The following is a 20,023-nucleotide window of genomic DNA, read 5'->3' as shown; positions in this document are numbered from 1 at the left end:
CTTATAAATCTAATATACTATTTTCTTGATCTTAAAAAGCTTGGAATATTTACACTATCAGTTTCAATATCTAATAGTGGGTCCACCTTTCTTGATTGCTCTGTTGTTGATGTTTCAACAGTAGCTTTTTCTTCCTTTACTATCTTTTTTTCAAAAATAGGTTCATGATTTAACAATTTATTATTATCTTCTTCAAATCCAGTTGCAATTACAGTAATTCTGATTTCATCTGTTAAAGTTTCATCAATAACTGCACCAAATATAATGTTAGCATCTGGATCTGCTGATTCTCTTACTATATCAGCAGCTTCATATACTTCTATTGCACCTAAATCCACACCACCAGTAAAGTTAATAATAACACCAGTTGCTCCATCAATTGATGTTTCTAAAAGTGGAGATGATATTGCTTGCTTAACTGCATCTTGTGCCTTGTTATCTCCTGTACCATGTCCAACTCCCATGTGAGCTAAGCCCTTATTTAACATAACAGTTTCTATGTCTGCAAAGTCAGCATTAACAACCCCTGGAATAGTTATTAAATCTGATATAGCTTGAACACCTTGTCTTAATACATCATCTGCTAACTTAAATGAATCTAAAAGTGTTGTTTTCTTATCTGCCATAGATAATAATCTTTCATTTGGAATAATAACTAATGTATCTACAGCTTTCATAAGATTCTCTATACCCATTTCAGCATGTCTCATTCTTCTTTTACCTTCAAATGGGAATGGTTTAGTTACAACTCCAACTGTTAATATGTTCATAGATTTAGCTATTTCAGCTACTATAGGTGCTGCTCCAGTACCTGTTCCGCCTCCCATACCAGCAGTTATAAATACCATGTTAGCTCCCTTAATAGCTTCAGCTATTTCTTCTCTACTTTCTTCAGCAGCCTTTTTACCAATTTCAGGGTTTGCACCTGCACCAAGTCCCTTTGTTAATTTTTCTCCAATTTGTATTTTAACATTAGCATGTGATAACATTAACGCTTGTTTATCTGTATTAACAGCAATAAATTCAACATTTTTTAGCCCTTCAGCAATCATTCTATTTACGGCATTACCACCGCCGCCTCCACAACCAATTACCTTAATATTGGTTAATTCTTGCATATCTACTTCGAAATCTAACAAAATAATTCCTCCTTTAGAAAATAACTACTAGTAATTTTTCTACTTTGTCTCTTTTCATAATTTCAAACTCACTAACTATATACCGACTTATACATTAATTTTACATCATATTATACCTTTTTAACAATACTTTAATAAACAAATAATAAAATTTTTGTTATTATAAGTAAATGTTTGCATTATTTTGAATTTTTATATTGTTGATAAAATATTTCTTACCATTTTAAAATTTATGTAATATCCAGTAATATATACTTACTTCAGTAAAATTCCCAAAATTTCTTCAGTTATATTTAATATAATTCAATTACAATTTTATCATCTACAATAAAATAACTCAACCTTTTAATAAAATTATAATATTTTATTAAATAGCATTAGTATTTTAAAATAACTTATAATGATATATTCAACAAATAATTTAAATTTCCTTTCATTAGCAAATGATTATTTATTAAAAAAACAGAGTTACCTCTGTTTTTATAACATCATTATTCTTTTTATTGTCTCACTATCTACTGAATATGTTAATGCCGTTTCTTCTGTTATGCTACCCTTCTTAACTAGATCTGCTAAAGCCATATCCATAGTTTTCATTCCATATTTTCCACCAGTTTGAATTGCAGATTCAATTTGATGAGTTTTTCCCTCTCTAATTAAATTCTTAATTCCAGGGGTTGTTGTCATTATTTCCAGAGCAGCTATTCTTCCATCATTATTAACCAATGGTACTAATTGTTGAGAAATTACACCTTGTAATACCGCAGCTAATTGAACTCTAATTTGTTGCTGTTGATGAGGTGGAAAAACATCTATTATCCTATCTATAGTTTTAGCTGCACCAATTGTATGTAGTGTGGAGAATACTAAATGACCAGTTTCAGCAGCAGTTAGTGCAATTGAAATTGTCTCTAAATCTCTCATCTCCCCTACAAGTATTACATCTGGGTCTTCTCTTAAAATTGCTTTTAAAGCATTTTGATAGCTTTTACTATCTTTACCTATTTCTCTTTGATTAATAATGCATTTGTTATGCTTATGCAAGTATTCTATTGGATCTTCTAAAGTAATAATATGAGCTTCTCTATTATTATTTATTTCATTAATCATAGCTGCCAAAGTTGTACTTTTCCCACTTCCTGTTGGACCAGTTACAAGCACTAAACCTCTTTGCTTTTCAATTATACTCTTTATTATCTTTGGATGTTTTAATTCATCTAATGTAGGTATTTTTAATGCTATTACTCTTATTGCTATTGCATCACTATTTCTTTGTTTGAATATATTTACTCTAAACCTTCCAGTCCCTGCAACTGAATATGATGTATCAATTTCACCATTAATATCATACTCTTGATATTTGTCTTCTAATATTTCTTCTGCAAAACTTTTTAATGCTATTGGAGTTAACTTTTCTTCTCCAATTCTTAATAACTTACCATTAACTCTAATAGTTGGTGGTAATCCAACAGTTAAATGCAGATCTGATGCTCCTCTAGTTATTGTTTCTTTTAATAGTTCATTTAGCACATAAATCACTGTTTACCCCTCCATGTTGCTCTTTCTCATCTTCTTAGTTATAATTCGATATTTTTCTTTACATTCCTTCTTTTAAATATACATTATTTTTATTTATTTTATAATATTTATTTATATGACAATTCTTTCTTTAATTTCTTAAGAGCTTTTTTCTCTATTCTTGATACATAGGACCTTGATATTCCTAATAAAGCAGCTATTTCTCTTTGAGTTCTACACCTACCATCAATAAGCCCATATCTCATTTTTAATATTGCACCTTCTCTTTCAGTAAGTGAAATACCTATTTTATTGTATAATTGTTTAATTTGAATATTATTTTCTACTTTTTCTAATACAGAATCTTTATCACTACTTAACACATCGATTAAACAAATTTCATTTCCTTCTTTATCCACACCAATTGGATCTTGTAAAAAGACCTCATTCTTTTGTTTCTTATTATTTCTAAAAAGCATTAATATTTCATTTTCTATACATCTAGATGCATAGGTAGCAAGTCTAGTACCTTTGCCCACATCAAATGAATCTATAGCCTTTATGAGTCCAACTGTACCTATAGATATTAGTTCATCAATATCTTTATTTGGAAAATTATATTTCTTTACAATATGAGCTACTAATCTTAAATTTCTTTCTATTAATATACTCTTAGCTTCTTTATCTCCATTTTTTAATAATTTTAAATAACGTTCTTCCTCTTCTTCATCAAGTGGTTTCGGAAATGTATTATTGCCTGTAATGTAACCTGTTAAAAATATTGAATTACATAGTAGCTCAATTATATTAGATAAAAAAAACACAGAACTTCCTCCTAGTAGTGCTTATTATATAATATGATAAAATTCAAAAATATTGCTTTAGTTTTTAAATTTATTATTATATAAATATCACTATATAAGTTCTGATAGTAATTCTATGGTTTTATATACATCTATAAAAGTTTTTATAAAGTTTTCTATTGTTTAGTAAATTCAGTTACTATATCTCTAAAGATTGGTGCTCCAGTATTTCCTCCACCTAATTCTCTTCCATCTGGATGCTTATTACCAATATTAGGTGCAATAACAATTATAGTATATTTTTTATTATTTAGTTCAAAAAATCCAGCAAACCATCCATGATTTATCCCACCATGTCCAGTAGAAGTTCCTGTTTTTCCACCTATATTTACACCATCTACCTTTGCCTCAAATCCAGAACCTTCCCATATAACCTTAGACATAGTTTCTTGTGCTAACTTAGAAGCTGTATCACTAAAAATCCTTTTTCCACTTTCCGTTAAAGATTCTATTTGGTTATCATCATCATCAACAATTGATTCAACTATACTTGGTTTAAAATACACACCATTGTTTACCACTGTGTTATACAGACCTGCCATTTGAATAGGTGTAACCATTATTGTCTGTCCTATTGATATGTTATTCATACTATTTTCAAATGTAGGTTTTACACCTTTTGCTTCCTCTCTGTTCTCACCCTTTAGATTTAGTACTGGATTAAATAAGCCCATTTTGCTTAAGTAATCTATCATATCACTATAACCTATTTCTCCTCCAACTTTTGCAAAAACATCATTACATGAAACTTTTAAAGCATCCTCCACTGAAAGTAGTCCATGTGCATAAGGTTTTCCATCTTTAGAACATATTTCTCCAGTACATAAGAATTTATCTGTAGTACTAATAAGCCCTTTATCTAAAGCTATAGTTTCTGTAATAACTTTGAAAATTGAACCTGGTTCATATCCTAATTGTCCAATTCCTAAATTTACATTAGCTTGACTTTCATCTTTTTGAACCATAGCTCTTATTTTTCCTGTATCTACTTCTGAAACTACAACTCCTACATTTTTTAAAAATGAATATTCATCTTTGTTCAAAATATTTCTAATTTTATCTTCCCAAATAGAATCTATTGTTAATTTTATATTTTTGTTATTTAATAAAGTTACTTCCCCATCTCCATATATAGATTTGTCATTTAAGTAAAATTTAGCTACTGGATAATTATTCTCTTTTAAATATGAATTTAATGTATATTCTAATGAATTCTCTATAGTATTATCATCCTTAATATTAGATAAAATATTATTCGTTTTCCATGCCTCTTTTCTATCTACTTCATCATAAACATAAGTATAAATACCTTTTACATTACTTAATTTATTTATTTTATTATAGGTATCTTCACTAATTGTATAATATATTTTACCTTCTTTTTTCATAACATCTGAATAATTAAAATTCGAATCTTCACTCTTCATTATAAAATTTAAGGCCATTAAATCTTCTAAAGTCTCTTCATAATTATTAAGCATAAAAGGCTTTGTATCTAAAACTAAAATATATTTTTTGTCATATTTCATTAAATCTTTTCCATTAGTATCAAATATTCTGTATTTCATTTGGGATAAGTTTTCAGTCTGATAATTTTCTATTTCTCCTCCAACTATAAGAGATGGATGTACTTGTAAAAAAAATAATTTAATAATTAATGCAAGAACAACTATAGAATATATACTATTTATTATCCATATTCTATTTAATGAAATATTATTTTTTATTTTCATAAAAAAACACCTCCCTCGGCTAAATTCTAGCCTCAAAAGGTGTCTTTTATACAATTATTCTATTTTAAAATATCCTTAATTTTTGATACAAGGATATCTATTGCCACTTTATTTTGTCCGCCTTCTGGAACTATAATATCTGCATATCTTTTTGTTGGCTCAGTAAACTGTAAGTGCATTGGCCTTACCACTTCTAAATATTGATTAACTACTGAATCTACAGTTCTTCCTCTTTCATTTATGTCTCTAACTAATCTTCTTAATATTCTTATATCTGCATCTGTATCTACATAAACTTTAATATCTAATAAATCTCTAAGTCTTTCATCTTCAAGAACTAAAATTCCTTCAACGATTATTATACTTCTTGGTTCAACTCTTACTGTTTCTTTTGCTCTATTATGACATGAAAAATCATAAATTGGTTTTTCAATTGCAATTCCATTAATTAAATCATTTAAATGCTTAATTAATAAATCATTATCGAAAGCCTTTGGATGATCGTAATTTGTTTTAATTCTTTCCTCCATAGATAAATGGCTTTGATCTTTATAATACATATCTTGTTGTATCATAGCAATACACTCATTTGAAAAACTTGAATATATCGCATCAGCAATACTACTCTTACCTGACCCAGTACCACCAGTAATTCCAATTAGTATTGGCTTATTCATTATAGTTCCTCCTTCTTATGTCTAAAGCTCTAAAACTTTCTTACCTTTTATTAACATATCTTTTTCCTTTAATGGAGTATCAACTTTTGCTTTAAATATCATATGTGCTCTATTAGCTACATTTGTATTTGTTTTTTTCTCCACATCAAACATCTCGTTAAGCTTAACATTAAAGTATGGTGTATGCGCTCTTAAAACTTCTACCTCATCACCTTCAAAAACTCTATTTTTTTGTAGGATAGTCGCTTCCTTCGTTTCTTCATCATAGCTTTGAACTATACCAACAATATCATAATCTCTTATATATGATGAAACATCATAAGTTTGTTCTCCCATTTTTCCAAAGAAGAATCCTGTGTGATATTGTCTATGACTTATTTTTAATACAGTATCTAGCCATTCTTGTTTAAATTCATATCCTTCTGGATTATCACAGTATGCATCAACAGCTTCTCTATATGCTTTTACTGTTGAAGCAACATAAAATTCATTTTTCATTCTTCCTTCTATTTTTAATGAATGAACTCCACTTTTAACTATTTCTGGTATATGTTCAATCATACATAAGTCTTTTGAATTCATTATATATGTTCCGTTATCATCTTCTATTATAGGATAATATTCATTAGGTCTTGTTTCTTCAACTATATAATATTTATATCTACATGCATTAGAACAAATACCTTTATTTGCATCTCTACCTAACATATAATTAGATATTAAGCATCTTCCAGAATAAGCTACACACATTGAACCATGTATAAACACTTCAAGTTCACAACCTTCTGGAGTATTTTCATTTATTTCAGTAATTTCTTTTAATGTAAGTTCTCTCGCTAATACGATTCTCTTAACACCTTGTTCATACCAGAACTTTGTTGCCATCCAGTTTGTAATATTAGCTTGTGTACTTAAATGTATTTCTAAATTTGGTGCTGCAGTTTTAGCTGCTGCTACTATTGATGGATCTGCTACTATTATTGCATCTACACCTAAATCATATAATCCTTTTATGTATTCTTCTACACCTTTTAAATCATGATTTCTTGGAAATACATTCATAGTTACATATAATTTTTTTCCTCTATCGTGGCAGTATTTTATACCTTCAGCCATTTCTTCATTAGTAAAATTATCAGAAAAGGCTCTTAAATTTAATCTTCCTCCACCTATATATACAGCATCTGCTCCAAAATCTATTGCTATTTTTAACCTATCTAGACTTCCTGCTGGTGCTAAAACCTCTGGTTTTTTCATGTATTTACCTCCTTTTAGTCACTGCAATTCCATCCCCCATTGGTATTACAGAAGTAATTAAATTTTCATCCTTAGATACTAATTCTAAGTATTTTCTCATTCTCTTTACTATAGTTATTTTTCTCCTCTTTATTAAGTCATCACATGCAACCATTCCTCTAAAAAGAACATTATCTGCAACAATAATGCCCTCTTCATCTAATAACCTAAGACAATTAGGCAAAAAATGATTATAATGCCCCTTACCAGCATCCATAAAAATTAAATCATATTTCCCATGTAAATTTTCTAGAACTTCAAGGCAATCCCCTTCTATGATTTCTATTTTATCTTCTAATTTATATTTTTTAAAGTTTTCTCTAGCATATGTTATCATATTTTCATCTCGTTCAACAGTTGTAATACTTGCTTTATTTCCTGTTGCCTCACACATTAATATAGCTGAATACCCAATTGCTGTACCAAGCTCTAGTATTCTTAATGGTTTTTTCATACTAACTATAAACTCTAAAAATTTTGCAGTTTCTTTTTGTGCAATAGGAACCTTATTTTCCTTTGCAAAGTCTTCTAATTCCTTAAACTTATCAGTTCCTTCAGGAATTAAATTCCTAATATATTCTTCCATATAATCATAAGTTATTCCACTCATGCTAATCCTCCAAATACTAAGTTAATAAATTAATATCCAAGTTCCTCTAATTTATTCATAAAGTCAACATCACTATTAGTAAAATAATGAGTTTGTTCATCTTGAAGTACATAAAATAAATAATTTGTCTTTTCTGGTTTTAATGCTGCTTTAATTGATTCTAAACCTGGATTAGATATAGGTCCTATAGGTAAACCATAGTTTATATATGTATTGTATGGAGAATCTACTTCTAAATGTTTTTCTAAAACTGTTTCTACATGTTCACCTAAAGCATAAATAACTGTTGCATCTATTTGCAGCCTCATACCATCATTTAATCTATTAACTATTACAGATGAAATTAAAGGTCTTTCACTATCTACTCTTGCTTCCTTTTCTATAACCGAAGCTATAGTAACAACAGTTTCGATATCATCTGAATTAATTTTCGTATTAGTATCTTCACTAGCTTTTTTTAACATTTCTTCAAATCTTGAAACCATTTTAGTTAATATTTCTTTAGGTTTTTCTCCAACTTTTAATAAATATGTATCAGGAAATAAATATCCTTCTAAGTTATATTTCTTGCTACTATCAATCTTAACATAACTTGGTAACTCATATTCTTTAATTGCTAAAAGAAAATCATTCTTACTACAAATACCTTCTCTTTCAAGTTTTTCTGCTATGTCTTCTATTGTATATCCTTCAGGAATAGTAAACTTAACAATATTTATTGAAGACTCATTAGTTAATGTTTCTATTAACTCATCTAAAGAAACACTTTTATCTATTACATATTCCCCTTGCTTAATATCTATATTTTTACCTAAAACCTTAACATATAGTTTTATAAATGGTACTCCTTTAATCTTTCCTTCTTCAGATAAAGAATTTATAATACTATAAAAACTATCTCCTTCATTAACTCTTATTACTATGTTCGAATCATTCTTTAAAGGCTTATTAATTATAATGGCAAAAGTTAATAAAAAGCTTATAAATATAACTAAAATTATTATTATGGGAATTATTTTTAAACCTAGTTTTCTCATAAAAACCCCCTACATAGAAAGTAAATAGCCTGTTTAGACTATTTACCTTATTATAATACTTTTTTTTTAACTTATAAAGAATTTTATCTATTTTTTGCTTCTGCTTGCAATTCTTCTTCTTTCAGCTGAGTCTAATACTCTTTTTCTCATTCTAATATTTTCTGGTGTAACTTCAACTAATTCATCTGCATTAATAAATTCTAGACATTGTTCTAATGTCATTTGTCTTGGTGGAGTTAGTTTTAAAGCATCATCAGAACCTGATGCTCTTGTATTAGTAAGTTTTTTACCTTTACATATATTTATATCTATATCCTCTGCTCTTGAACACTCTCCTACTATCATACCTTGATATACTGGAATTCCTGCTCCTATAAATAAGGTACCTCTTTCTTGAGCATTGAATAAGCCATAAGTTATAGCATCTCCATCTTCAAATGAACATATTGATCCTCTGCTTCTTCCTGGAATTTCTCCTTTAAACTTATCATATCCATGGAATACATGGTTCATTATTCCATTTCCCTTTGTATCAGTCATAAATTCATTTCTAAATCCTATTAATCCTCTTGCAGGTACAATAAACTCAAGTCTAGTATATCCATTAACAGCAGAAGTCATATTTACCATTTCAGCTTTTCTTGGTCCTAACTTTTCCATAACAGGTCCCATAAATTCTTCTGGAACATCTATAGTTAAATATTCCATAGGCTCTAACTTCTTACCATTTTCTTCTCTGAATATAACATTTGCTTTTGAAACTTGGAATTCATATCCTTCTCTTCTCATAGTTTCAATTAGTATAGATAAATGTAGTTCACCTCTACCTGAAACTTCAAAGCAATCTGATGAAATTTCATTTACTCTCAAACTTACATTTGTTTCTAATTCCTTTAATAATCTATCTCTTAAATGTCTTGAAGTAACAAATTCACCTTCTTTTCCAGCAAAAGGAGAATCATTTACCATGAAATTCATACTTAATGTTGGCTCGTCAATTTCTACAAATGGTAATGCTTCAGGATTTGTAGCATCAGCAATAGTTTCTCCAATATTACAATCTGGAATACCACTTAAAGCAATTATGTCCCCTAAAGATGCTTCTTGTACATCTTCTCTATTTAGTCCGTTATATGTAAATATGCTGGATACTCTATAATTACTTGTACTTCCATCTTTTCTTACTAAAGCAACTTGTTGGTTTTTCTTTACTGTTCCTCTGTGTATTTTACCAATTGCTATTCTTCCTACATATTCGCTTGTATCTAAAGTAGTTACAAGCATTTGTAATGGTCCCTCTATATCCCCTTTTGGAGGTTCAACATTTTCTAGTATTGTCTCAAATAGTGGTGCCATATTTTCATTTGTATCTTCAACATTATATCTTGCAAATCCTTCTCTTGCAGAAGCATAAATTATTTTGAAATCTAATTGTTCATCATTTGCTCCAAGTTCAATAAATAATTCAAATACTTCATCTATTACTTCTTCTGGTCTTGCATTTGGTTTGTCTATTTTATTTATAACTACTATTGGTTTTAATCCTAATTCTAAAGCCTTCTTTAACACAAATTTTGTTTGTGGCATTGGTCCTTCATAAGAGTCTACTACTAATAATACTGAATCAACCATTTTAAGAACACGTTCAACTTCTCCACCGAAATCAGCATGCCCTGGAGTATCTACAACATTAATTTTTACTCCATTATATGTTATTGCTGTATTTTTAGAAAGAATTGTAATTCCTCTTTCTTTTTCTAAGTCATTTGAGTCCATAACTCTTTCTTCAACTTTTTCATTGCTTCTAAAAACATGACTTTCCTTAAATAAGGCATCAACTAAGGTTGTCTTACCATGGTCAACGTGAGCTATAATAGCAATATTTCTAATATCGTCTCTACTAATTAAATTCATTTATTTTCCTCCGCTATGTTTTTTATATAATGTAAACCTATAAATTATTTTTTCCAAAATAAAATTGGATACGCAAGTATCCAATTTTCAAAAAAATTATTTAAACTATACTTATTCTAAGGTTATTATTAAGAAATGTCAACCTCTAGATTATATTTCCATTATAATTGGTAATATCATAGGTTTTCTCTTAGTTTTTTCATAAAGATAAGATCTTAGCTCATCTCTTACTTTAGACTTTAAACTAGCCCAGTCTGTTATATTACTTTCTTCACATTCTCTTAAAACATCTCTAACAATATCTTTAGCCTCGTCCATCAAACCTTCTGACTCTCTCACATATACAAAGCCTCTAGAAATTATATCTGGTCCTGCTATTATTGAATTATTTTCCTTTGATAATGTTACGACTACTGTCAATATACCATCTTGAGATAAATGTTTTCTATCTCTTAATACTATATTTCCAACATCACCTACACCTAATCCATCAACAAAAACTTGACCAGCATTTACTGTGCCATTTTTTCTTATAGAATTTCTATTAACTTCTATTACTCCACCATTTTCAGGTATTAATATATTTTCTTCTGGCAATCCTAAAGCTACTGCTAGTTCACCATGTTGCTTTAAGTGTCTATATTCACCATGAACTGGAATAAAGAACTTAGGTCTTACTAAACTTTGCATAAGTTTTAATTCTTCTTGACAAGCATGGCCAGAAACGTGTATTTCTGCTAATGACTTGTATATAACTTCTGCTCCTTTTTGGAATAATTGATTTATAACTCTTGAAACCAACTTTTCATTACCAGGTATTGGTGTTGCAGAAATAATAACTGTATCTCCTTCAACTATATTAACCTTTCTGTGTTCAGAGTTTGCCATTCTTGTAAGTGCTGACATTGGTTCCCCTTGGCTTCCTGTAGTTATTATAACAACTTTTTCATTAGGATATTTATTAATTTGATCTATACTTACTAGTATATCTTTTTCAAATTCTAAATATCCAAGTTCAGTAGCTACAGTCACTATATTTTCCATACTTCTTCCTGATACAGCCACCTTTCTATCATATAAGCGTGCTGCATCTATTATTTGTTGTATTCTGTGGACATTGGAAGCAAAAGTAGCTATTATAATTCTTCCCTTTGCTTTAGAAAATAATTTTGCAAAACTTTCTCCTACAACTTTTTCTGACATAGTATATCCTGGCTTTTCAACATTAGTTGAATCTGCCATCATGGCTAATACTCCTCTTTTACCTATTTCTGCGAATCTTCCAAAGTCCATAGGTTCTCCATCTATAGGAGTATAATCTATTTTGAAATCTCCTGTGTGTAATACAACTCCTAATGGAGTGTGTATTGCAATTGCAACTGAATCAGCTATGGAGTGATTAGTTTTAATAAACTCTACAGAAACTGAATTCAATTTAATAACATCTCTTGGTTTTACTCTTATAAGTTCTGTTGAACTTAATAATCCGTGTTCCTTTAGCTTTGTTTCAACAATCCCAAGAGTTAATTTTGTTCCATATACTGGCACGTTTAATTGTCTTAATACATATGGTAGTGCCCCTATATGGTCTTCATGACCGTGTGTTAAAAATATCCCTCTTATCTTATCTTTATTTTTTAATAAATAACTTATATCTGGTATTACTAAATCAATACCGAACATATCTTCATCTGGAAATTTAAGTCCACAATCTATAACTATTATATCTTCTTTATATTCTATAACAGTTATATTCTTGCCTATTTCGTTAATTCCACCTAAAGGAATAATTCTAACTTTTGCCTTTTCGTTTTTCAATATGTCCCCTCCTTCTTCCTAAATTATGTAACTTAAAGATATCTTATTGCAAGCTATCTCTTCATCCACTATTTTTTATTTTCTTCCATTTTACTTTGACACTTTCTACAAATACCAAAGAATTTAACACTATGGTCTATTATTTTAAATCCATAAGACCTTTCAACTTCTTCTTCAAGTTCATCTAAAAGATCATCTTGAACTTCAATTACACTTTTACATTCATTACATACTAAGTGATGATGTCTATGCCCCTCATTTTTACGAGCTAATTCATATCTACTACATCCATCATCTAAGTCAAGTTTACATACAACTCCCAACTCTTCTAATAAAATTATAGTTCTATATACAGTTGCAAGACCTATTTCAGGGCAATTTTTCTTTACTTCATCGTATATTTCCTCTGCTGTTAAGTGCTCGCCTTCTTTATCTATTATAGTATCTACAATAGCTCTTCTTTGAGGAGTTAGTTTATATCCCTTTTGCTTTAAATCTTCCTTTAAAACATTAAAATCTATAGTGTTTGAATGTTCCACAGACAACATACCCCCTTTTACATTATTTTTAATATATTTCAAAAACTACTCTTCGTCTGAAAAAATAGTATCATATGCTTCTTGAACTGCAGCAAGTTCCACTTCATCATCAATAGGAATTAATAAATCATCTCCGTCTTCATCTACTCCTACTTTTAATGCAAATATATCTTCTTCAGTATAATTATCATCATATACTATAACATATTCACTTTTTTCTTCTGTATCTGGATTTACCATATCAAAAAATGCTACAACATTTAATTTAACTAAATTGCCATCTTCATCATATAATTCTAATTGTTTTAAATCTTTATTCATAAAAATCTCCTTTTTTTATAATTGTAATTTTCACCTTAACAGTTGTCAATAATAATTTTCAATTGATATTTAAGTATTATTTCATACTTAATCTATCTAAATATCCTTGAAGGATATAAGTAGCAGCTATTTTATCTACTTTTTTTTTTCTTTTATTCCTTGATAAATCCGCCTCTAGCATAGCTTTATGAGCTGCAACTGTGGTTAATCTTTCATCCCACATTTCAACTTTTAAACCAGTATATTCTTTTATTTGATTTGAAAATTCAAGAACTCTTTCTCCTGACTCTCCAATACTTCCATTCATATTCTTAGGTAATCCTATAACTATAGTCTCAACAGAATACTCTTTACATATTTTTTTTACTTCTTCAAGGTCACTTTCTTTCTTAGTTCTTCTAATTGTAGATATTCCTTGAGCAGTCCATCCTAATGGATCACTTATTGCAACTCCAATAGTTTTTGATCCAATATCTAAACCTAATATTCTCATGTATTACTCCTTAAAAATTAAAGAGTGCCCGAATAAACGGGCACTCTTTATTTTATTTCTAAATAAGATTTTATAACTTCCTCAAGAATTTCATCTCTTTCAAGTTTTCTTAGTAAAGCTCTTGCTCCGTTGTAGCTTGTAATGTAAGAAGGGTCTCCTGAAATGAGATATCCAACTAGTTGGTTAACTGGATTATAACCTTTCTCTTGTAATGCATTATAAACATCTGTTAATATTGATTTTGTTAAATCACCTTTGTTGATGTTTAAGTTAAATTGCATTGTTGCATCTAAGTTATTATTCATATAACTGCTGCTAATTGCAGCCCACCCCCTTACTTATATTTAGTTAATTTCTTCTAATAATAGTATATCATTTATTTGAAATTATATTCAACCTTTATATCTATTAAATATATTATAAACTATATTTTCTTAAAAGTACACTATTTTACCAAAGATTCTATTACAGAATAAGTTTTTTCTATTGCACTATTTATATTTTCAGGATTCTTTCCACCAGCTTGAGCCATATCTGGTCTTCCTCCTCCTCCGCCGCCAACTACAGCTGCTACTTCTTTAATTATCTTACCACAATGTATACCTTTGTCTAAAACATCTTTTGTTGACATTGCTATTAAGTTTACTTTTCCACCTACATTACTAAATAGCACAACTACTCCGCTTGAAAGTTTATTTCTAACCTTATCAGCAAGATCTCTTAAGGAATTTCCATCTATATCTGCCACTTCATATACAGCAACCTTTACTCCTTTAACTTCCTTTACAGAAGCTATAATTTCATCTTCTACTCCTGATGCTAATTTATTCTTAAGTTCTAGTATTTCTTTTTCTTTCTCTTTAATTTCTGATCCTTGAGATGCTATCTTCTTAATTACATCTTTTTCACTACACTTAAGAACACTACATGCTTCTTTTAATAATCTTTGCTTTTCTTCCATATATTTTATTGCATTAATACCAGTTACAGCTTCTATTCTTCTAACTCCTGCTGCTACACCTGCTTCAGATATTATTTTGAATAATCCTATTTCTCCAGAATTATGAACGTGCGTACCTCCACAAAGTTCCTTTGAGAATTCTCCTACACTAACAACTCTAACTTTATCGCCATATTTATCATCAAATAAAGCCATAGCTCCTGAATTTCTTGCTTCATCTAAAGTCATTAAATCAGTATTAACATTAAATACTTCCATGATTTTAATATTAACTAGATCTTCTATTTTTTGTATTTCTTCTTCTGATAATGCTTTAAAGTGTGCAAAGTCAAATCTTAATCTTTCATCATCTACATATGAACCAGCTTGATTTACATGTTTACCTACTATTTGCTTTAAAGCTTCGTGTAACATATGTGTTGCAGTATGATTTTTTGCAATATTACTTCTTCTTAATATATCTATTTTAAGGTTTGCATCTTCATTTATTTTTATATTTCCTTCAGTAACTTTTACATAATGTATAGTTTTTCCACCAACATTTTTCTTAGTGTCATATACATATGCTTCCCCACTAGCAGTCTTAATAGTACCTTTATCTCCTACTTGACCACCCATTTCAGCATAGAAAGGTGTCTTTTCAGTTACTATATAACCTTTATCACCTTTTGATAATTCATTTACAAAATCATTATCATTTGCTAAAACAATAATCTTTGAATTCACTTCAATATTAGAATACCCTATAAATTCAGTATTTATTGAAGCTTCTATCTTATTTATTGGGCTTTCATCACTTCCCATATAAGAAGATTCTCCTCTAGCATTTCTAGCTCTTTGTCTTTGTTCTTCCATTTCTTTTTTGAAAGAATCATGATCAACCTGCATGCCTTTTTCTTCTAATATTTCTTCAGTTAATTCAATTGGGAATCCATAAGTATCATATAATTTAAAGGCCTTTTCTCCTTTTAATATTTTTTCCTTTGCAGCTTCCATTTCTTGAATATAATCATTTAATATAACCATTCCCGAATCTATAGTTTCATTAAATCTTTCTTCTTCTAAAGAAACGATCTTTTCAATATACTCTTTATTTTCTTTAAGATTTGGATAAGCAGTTCCATAATTTTCAACTACAGATTCAACTATTTCAGTTAAGAATAAGCCTTTAATTCCAAGTAACCTTCCATGTCTAGCTGCTCTTCTTAAAAGCCTTCTAAGAACATATCCTCTTCCTTCATTACTTGGCTGAACTCCATCTGAAATAAGCATAGTTACAGATTTAACATGATCTGTAATTATTCTTAAAGATATATCCTTTTGAGGGTTTTCTCCATATTTTACTCCAGAAAGTTCTGAAACCTTATTTAAGATATTTTTAACGGTATCTATTTCGAATATATTATCTACACCTTGCATAATTGTAGCAATTCTTTCAAGTCCCATTCCTGTATCAATATTAGGGTTTGATAATTTATTATAGTTTCCTTCTTCATCTTTATCAAACTGAGTAAATACTAAATTCCAGAATTCAACTATTCTGTCTTCATCAGAAGCTTTTATAAAATCATCAACATTTGTGATAACTCCTTCTCCTCTATCAAAGTGAATTTCAGTACATGGTCCACAAGGTCCAACACCTATTTCCCAGAAGTTATCATCTTTACCTAATCTAAATATTCTTTTCGGATCTACATCAGTTTTTTTGCACCATATATCAAAGGCTTCATCATCATCCAAATAAATAGTTACATATAATTTATCCTTTGGAATTTGTAAAGTTTCAGTAATAAACTCCCATGCCCAAGGAATTATTTCTTCTTTAAAATAATCTCCAAAAGAAAAATTACCAAGCATTTCAAAAAAAGTACCATGTCTTGATGTTTTACCTACATTTTCAATGTCACCAGTTCTAATACACTTTTGACAAGTTGTAATTCTTTTTCTTGGTGGTTCTTGTAATCCCGTAAAATATGGCTTAAGAGGTGCCATACCTGCATTTATTAATAATAATGATTTATCATTTTTAGGCACTAGAGGAAAACTCTCTAATCTTAAGTGCTCTTTTGATTCAAAAAATTTTAAATAAGCTTCTCTAAGCTCATTAGTTCCAATGAATTTCATAATTTTTACCTCCATTTATAAGCTTTGTATAATAAAAAAAGTTTCCATCCCTATAAAGAAAGGGACGAAAACATATATTCCGCGGTACCACCCTAATTATGCATAAAATGCATCGCTTAGATAAATATAGCTCCAAGATAGCTTCAATATATTATGTAAGAAGTTTTCACCAACCACTTCTTCTCTGAATACATAGGGTATATTTACTCATTCTCTTCAACGCTAAATATTAATTTTTCATATATTTCAATGAAATTATAGTTTATTTATTAAAATATGTCAATTATTTTATTTTAGAACAAATAATCATTAATATCCTCATAAATTACTTTTATAATAACTCCTAAAGGCACTATTAATATCATTCCTATAAATCCTCCTAATTTATCACCAATCAAGAGTAGTATTATAATTATAATTGGATGCATGTCAGTACTATCTCCTGTTATTTTAGGAGACAATATATTACCCTCTATCTGTTGGATAATGAATATAATTATTAATGTCCATAAGGCTTTATTTGGAGATTCCATAAGTGCTATAAAAACAGCTGGTAAACCTCCAATTATAGGTCCAAAATAAGGAACTATATTTAATACTCCATTAAACACACCTAGTAATATAGAAAATTTAACATTTAAAATAAAAAGTGCTATAGTTGTTAAGACACCAATAATTAGTGATAATAGTAGTTGGCTAATTATATATCTAGATAAAACCTTATCAATATGATTTATAACCTTTTTAGCTATAACTCTTTTTTCAGTTGGGAGTATTAATAATAGCTTATTAAATATTAATTCTCCATCTACTAAGAAATAATATGTTACTATAGGAACTATGGCTAAAGAAATAATGCTTTCTAAAGAAGATATTAAGTTATACACAAAAGAATTAGAGAAATTTCTTAAAAACAAATTAGTTTCATCATTTATTCTTCTATATATGCTATCAAAAAAAGACGTATTGTTAATGTTCAGTTTTTTAGCTAGAGTTTCTATGTAAACATCAATATTATCCAATATATTTCCTAAATTATAACTTTCTTTTAGTATTGAGGGGATCAATATATAAATAAATACTGATATAGAAAAAATAATACTTAGGGTTATAACTATTGAAGCTGTTTTTTTCTTTATCTTAATCTTTTCACACAATATATTTCGTAAAGGTTTTAAAGTATATGCAAATATAAAACTTATCAATATTATATTAACTATACTCTGTAATGTTTTCACTTTTAAATATAATATTATAATAAAAATTAAAAATAATATTAATAAACCATAATAAATCTTTTTTTTCATTTTATTATTAATTAGCATGTTTTCCTCTTTCTTGGAATACTTTTAAATATCACTTTATCAAGTCCATAATATAAAATAAAGTCTTCCCCTAATATACATTCCTTTAAAAGTAATATTTCCTTTCCTTTTATTATTCTATCAAATATTCCCGAGCTTATAACTAACCCCTTTATAGATAAGTCTCTTTTATCTATAACTAAGTCTTCTAGTATGCCTTTAATAATATTATTTTTATCTTTAACATCCATATCCTTAATACTTCTAAAGGATATCCCTTCTTTCCTATTTAATGCTTTAATAATCATCACATCTTCTATATAAATAATATCTTCTACCTTAATAAAATTCCTTTTACTAAAAAGTAAGTAATTAGAAACTAAAAACCCTTTTATTTTTCCATTGTGAAAATCTATATATATATCATCTATAATTCCTAGATACTTCCCCCTAAAATCAAAAACCTTCAGTAAATAAAAATCCTTTGTTTTTAACAAGATATTATCACACCCTTCTATAAACCATAGCCTTATTTTTTCCAAAAAGCAAAAAAAAATTCCTATATAATTAAATATAGGAATTTCTATTTTTATATTATTTTTTCTATTATTCCACCACCAACTACGATGTTTCCATCATAAAAAACAACTGATTGTCCTTTAGTTATGGCTCTTTGCTTATCCTTAAATGAAACCTTAATTTTACCATCCTCTAAAGGATATATTATAGCTTCACAAGGCTTTGCTGAATATCTTACTTTAGCTTGAACTGTCATTTCTTTTTCAAGTTTATCAAAAGGAATAAAATTAATATCCTTTGCAACTAAATCTGTCTTAAAAATATCTTCTTCTGGTCCAAGGACAACTTCATTAGTATTAGGATTTATATCTGTAACAAAAACTGGTCTTCCTAAGGCTATACCTAATCCTTTTCTTTGACCTATGGTGTAATATACTATCCCCTTATGTTTTCCTAATATATTTCCATTCTTATCAACGAAATTTCCTTCATTTACTTCATTAGGCCTAACTAGTGTAATGAATTTACCATGATTATTATCTGGTATAAAACATATTTCTTCACTATCTTTCTTATTATGAACTGCTAAACCAATTTCTTTTGCTATTTCTCTTATTTTATCCTTTGTGTAATCTCCACAAGGCATTAAAGTCTCACTTAATTGTTCTTGAGTAAAATTATATAGTGCATAAGTTTGATCTTTTCTATCATCATCAGCCTTAATTAAAAGATATCTACCATCATCATTTTTGTCAATTTTAGCATAATGTCCTGTAGCAACATAATCTGCTCCAATACCTTTGGCTCTTCTTAAGAATTCATCAAACTTTATATGTTTATTACAAGCTATACATGGGTTAGGTGTTTTGCCTTCAATATACTCTTGAACAAAATAATCAATTACTTTTTCTTTAAAAGATTCCTTAAAGTTAAGAACATAAAAAGGAATTCCTATTTTATCAGCAACCCTTCTAGCGTCCTCTACTGATGAAAGTGAACAACATCCACCTTCTCTTTCAACATAATCTTCATCTTCATCATCAAAGTGTTTCATAGTTACGCCTATTACATCATAACCTTGTTCTTTTAAAAGATAGGCAGCAACAGAGCTATCAACTCCGCCACTCATACCTATAACAACTTTCTTTTTCATATTA

The 20,023-nt window shown here is 28.7% G+C and carries 18 protein-coding genes and 1 other annotated feature; all 18 genes read right to left on the bottom strand.

Going from position 1 to position 20,023, the window contains the following annotated elements; translation table 11 throughout:
- Positions 1–17 precede the first annotated feature (17 nt).
- Complete coding sequence (ftsZ, locus tag ACQRD5_RS09150; protein WP_291624959.1) at positions 18–1,139, bottom strand: cell division protein FtsZ; 1,122 nt, start codon at positions 1,137–1,139, stop codon at positions 18–20.
- Positions 1,140–1,619: 480 nt separating this feature from the next.
- Positions 1,620–2,675: a type IV pilus twitching motility protein PilT gene (locus ACQRD5_RS09145; protein WP_291625134.1), complete on the bottom strand. Its 1,056-nt coding sequence runs from the start codon at positions 2,673–2,675 to the stop codon at positions 1,620–1,622.
- Between the two features lie 110 nt (positions 2,676–2,785).
- On the bottom strand, positions 2,786–3,481 hold the full coding sequence (gene sigK, locus ACQRD5_RS09140) for an RNA polymerase sporulation sigma factor SigK (protein ID WP_291624961.1): 696 nt from the start codon (positions 3,479–3,481) through the stop codon (positions 2,786–2,788).
- A gap of 155 nt (positions 3,482–3,636) precedes the next feature.
- Positions 3,637–5,253, bottom strand: coding sequence for a penicillin-binding transpeptidase domain-containing protein (locus ACQRD5_RS09135; RefSeq protein ID WP_291624962.1), 1,617 nt, complete (start codon positions 5,251–5,253; stop codon positions 3,637–3,639).
- A 59-nt stretch (positions 5,254–5,312) separates the two neighbouring features.
- Complete coding sequence (udk, locus tag ACQRD5_RS09130) at positions 5,313–5,930, bottom strand: uridine kinase (RefSeq protein ID WP_291624963.1); 618 nt, start codon at positions 5,928–5,930, stop codon at positions 5,313–5,315.
- Between the two features lie 21 nt (positions 5,931–5,951).
- Complete coding sequence (locus tag ACQRD5_RS09125; protein ID WP_291624965.1) at positions 5,952–7,187, bottom strand: peptidase U32 family protein; 1,236 nt, start codon at positions 7,185–7,187, stop codon at positions 5,952–5,954.
- A gap of 4 nt (positions 7,188–7,191) precedes the next feature.
- Positions 7,192–7,836 (bottom strand): O-methyltransferase, encoded by a 645-nt coding sequence (locus ACQRD5_RS09120; RefSeq protein ID WP_291624967.1) that lies wholly within the window; start codon positions 7,834–7,836, stop codon positions 7,192–7,194.
- Positions 7,837–7,865: 29 nt separating this feature from the next.
- Positions 7,866–8,873: an endolytic transglycosylase MltG gene (gene mltG, locus ACQRD5_RS09115; RefSeq protein WP_291624969.1), complete on the bottom strand. Its 1,008-nt coding sequence runs from the start codon at positions 8,871–8,873 to the stop codon at positions 7,866–7,868.
- Between the two features lie 87 nt (positions 8,874–8,960).
- Entirely contained in the window at positions 8,961–10,787 is a 1,827-nt protein-coding gene (gene typA, locus ACQRD5_RS09110; protein ID WP_291624971.1) for a translational GTPase TypA, read from the bottom strand.
- A 150-nt stretch (positions 10,788–10,937) separates the two neighbouring features.
- Positions 10,938–12,605: a ribonuclease J gene (locus ACQRD5_RS09105; protein WP_291624973.1), complete on the bottom strand. Its 1,668-nt coding sequence runs from the start codon at positions 12,603–12,605 to the stop codon at positions 10,938–10,940.
- Between the two features lie 68 nt (positions 12,606–12,673).
- Positions 12,674–13,153, bottom strand: coding sequence for a Fur family transcriptional regulator (locus ACQRD5_RS09100; RefSeq protein ID WP_414437483.1), 480 nt, complete (start codon positions 13,151–13,153; stop codon positions 12,674–12,676).
- Between the two features lie 36 nt (positions 13,154–13,189).
- Positions 13,190–13,465: a DUF1292 domain-containing protein gene (locus ACQRD5_RS09095; protein WP_291624977.1), complete on the bottom strand. Its 276-nt coding sequence runs from the start codon at positions 13,463–13,465 to the stop codon at positions 13,190–13,192.
- A gap of 76 nt (positions 13,466–13,541) precedes the next feature.
- Positions 13,542–13,958, bottom strand: a complete 417-nt coding sequence (ruvX, locus tag ACQRD5_RS09090; RefSeq protein ID WP_291624979.1) for a Holliday junction resolvase RuvX — start codon at positions 13,956–13,958, stop codon at positions 13,542–13,544.
- A 47-nt stretch (positions 13,959–14,005) separates the two neighbouring features.
- Positions 14,006–14,263: an IreB family regulatory phosphoprotein gene (locus ACQRD5_RS09085; protein WP_066893994.1), complete on the bottom strand. Its 258-nt coding sequence runs from the start codon at positions 14,261–14,263 to the stop codon at positions 14,006–14,008.
- Positions 14,264–14,403: 140 nt separating this feature from the next.
- Positions 14,404–17,043 (bottom strand): alanine--tRNA ligase, encoded by a 2,640-nt coding sequence (gene alaS / locus ACQRD5_RS09080; RefSeq protein WP_291624984.1) that lies wholly within the window; start codon positions 17,041–17,043, stop codon positions 14,404–14,406.
- Between the two features lie 57 nt (positions 17,044–17,100).
- Positions 17,101–17,272 (bottom strand) — a binding site (T-box leader).
- Between the two features lie 64 nt (positions 17,273–17,336).
- Complete coding sequence (locus ACQRD5_RS09075; RefSeq protein WP_427746736.1) at positions 17,337–18,350, bottom strand: AI-2E family transporter; 1,014 nt, start codon at positions 18,348–18,350, stop codon at positions 17,337–17,339.
- Positions 18,351–18,361: 11 nt separating this feature from the next.
- A complete protein-coding gene (locus ACQRD5_RS09070; protein WP_291624988.1) occupies positions 18,362–18,889 on the bottom strand; it encodes a PRC-barrel domain-containing protein in 528 nt (175 codons plus the stop codon).
- 47 nt (positions 18,890–18,936) lie between these two features.
- Positions 18,937–20,019, bottom strand: a complete 1,083-nt coding sequence (gene mnmA, locus ACQRD5_RS09065) for a tRNA 2-thiouridine(34) synthase MnmA (protein ID WP_374044476.1) — start codon at positions 20,017–20,019, stop codon at positions 18,937–18,939.
- Positions 20,020–20,023 lie beyond the last annotated feature (4 nt).

The organism is Clostridium sp. SGI.024, from assembly GCF_050315195.1.
Lineage (GTDB): Bacteria > Bacillota > Clostridia > Clostridiales > Clostridiaceae > Clostridium.
Note: the sequence above shows the minus strand (reverse complement) of the source record. Positions and strands in the feature narration are given on the sequence as shown.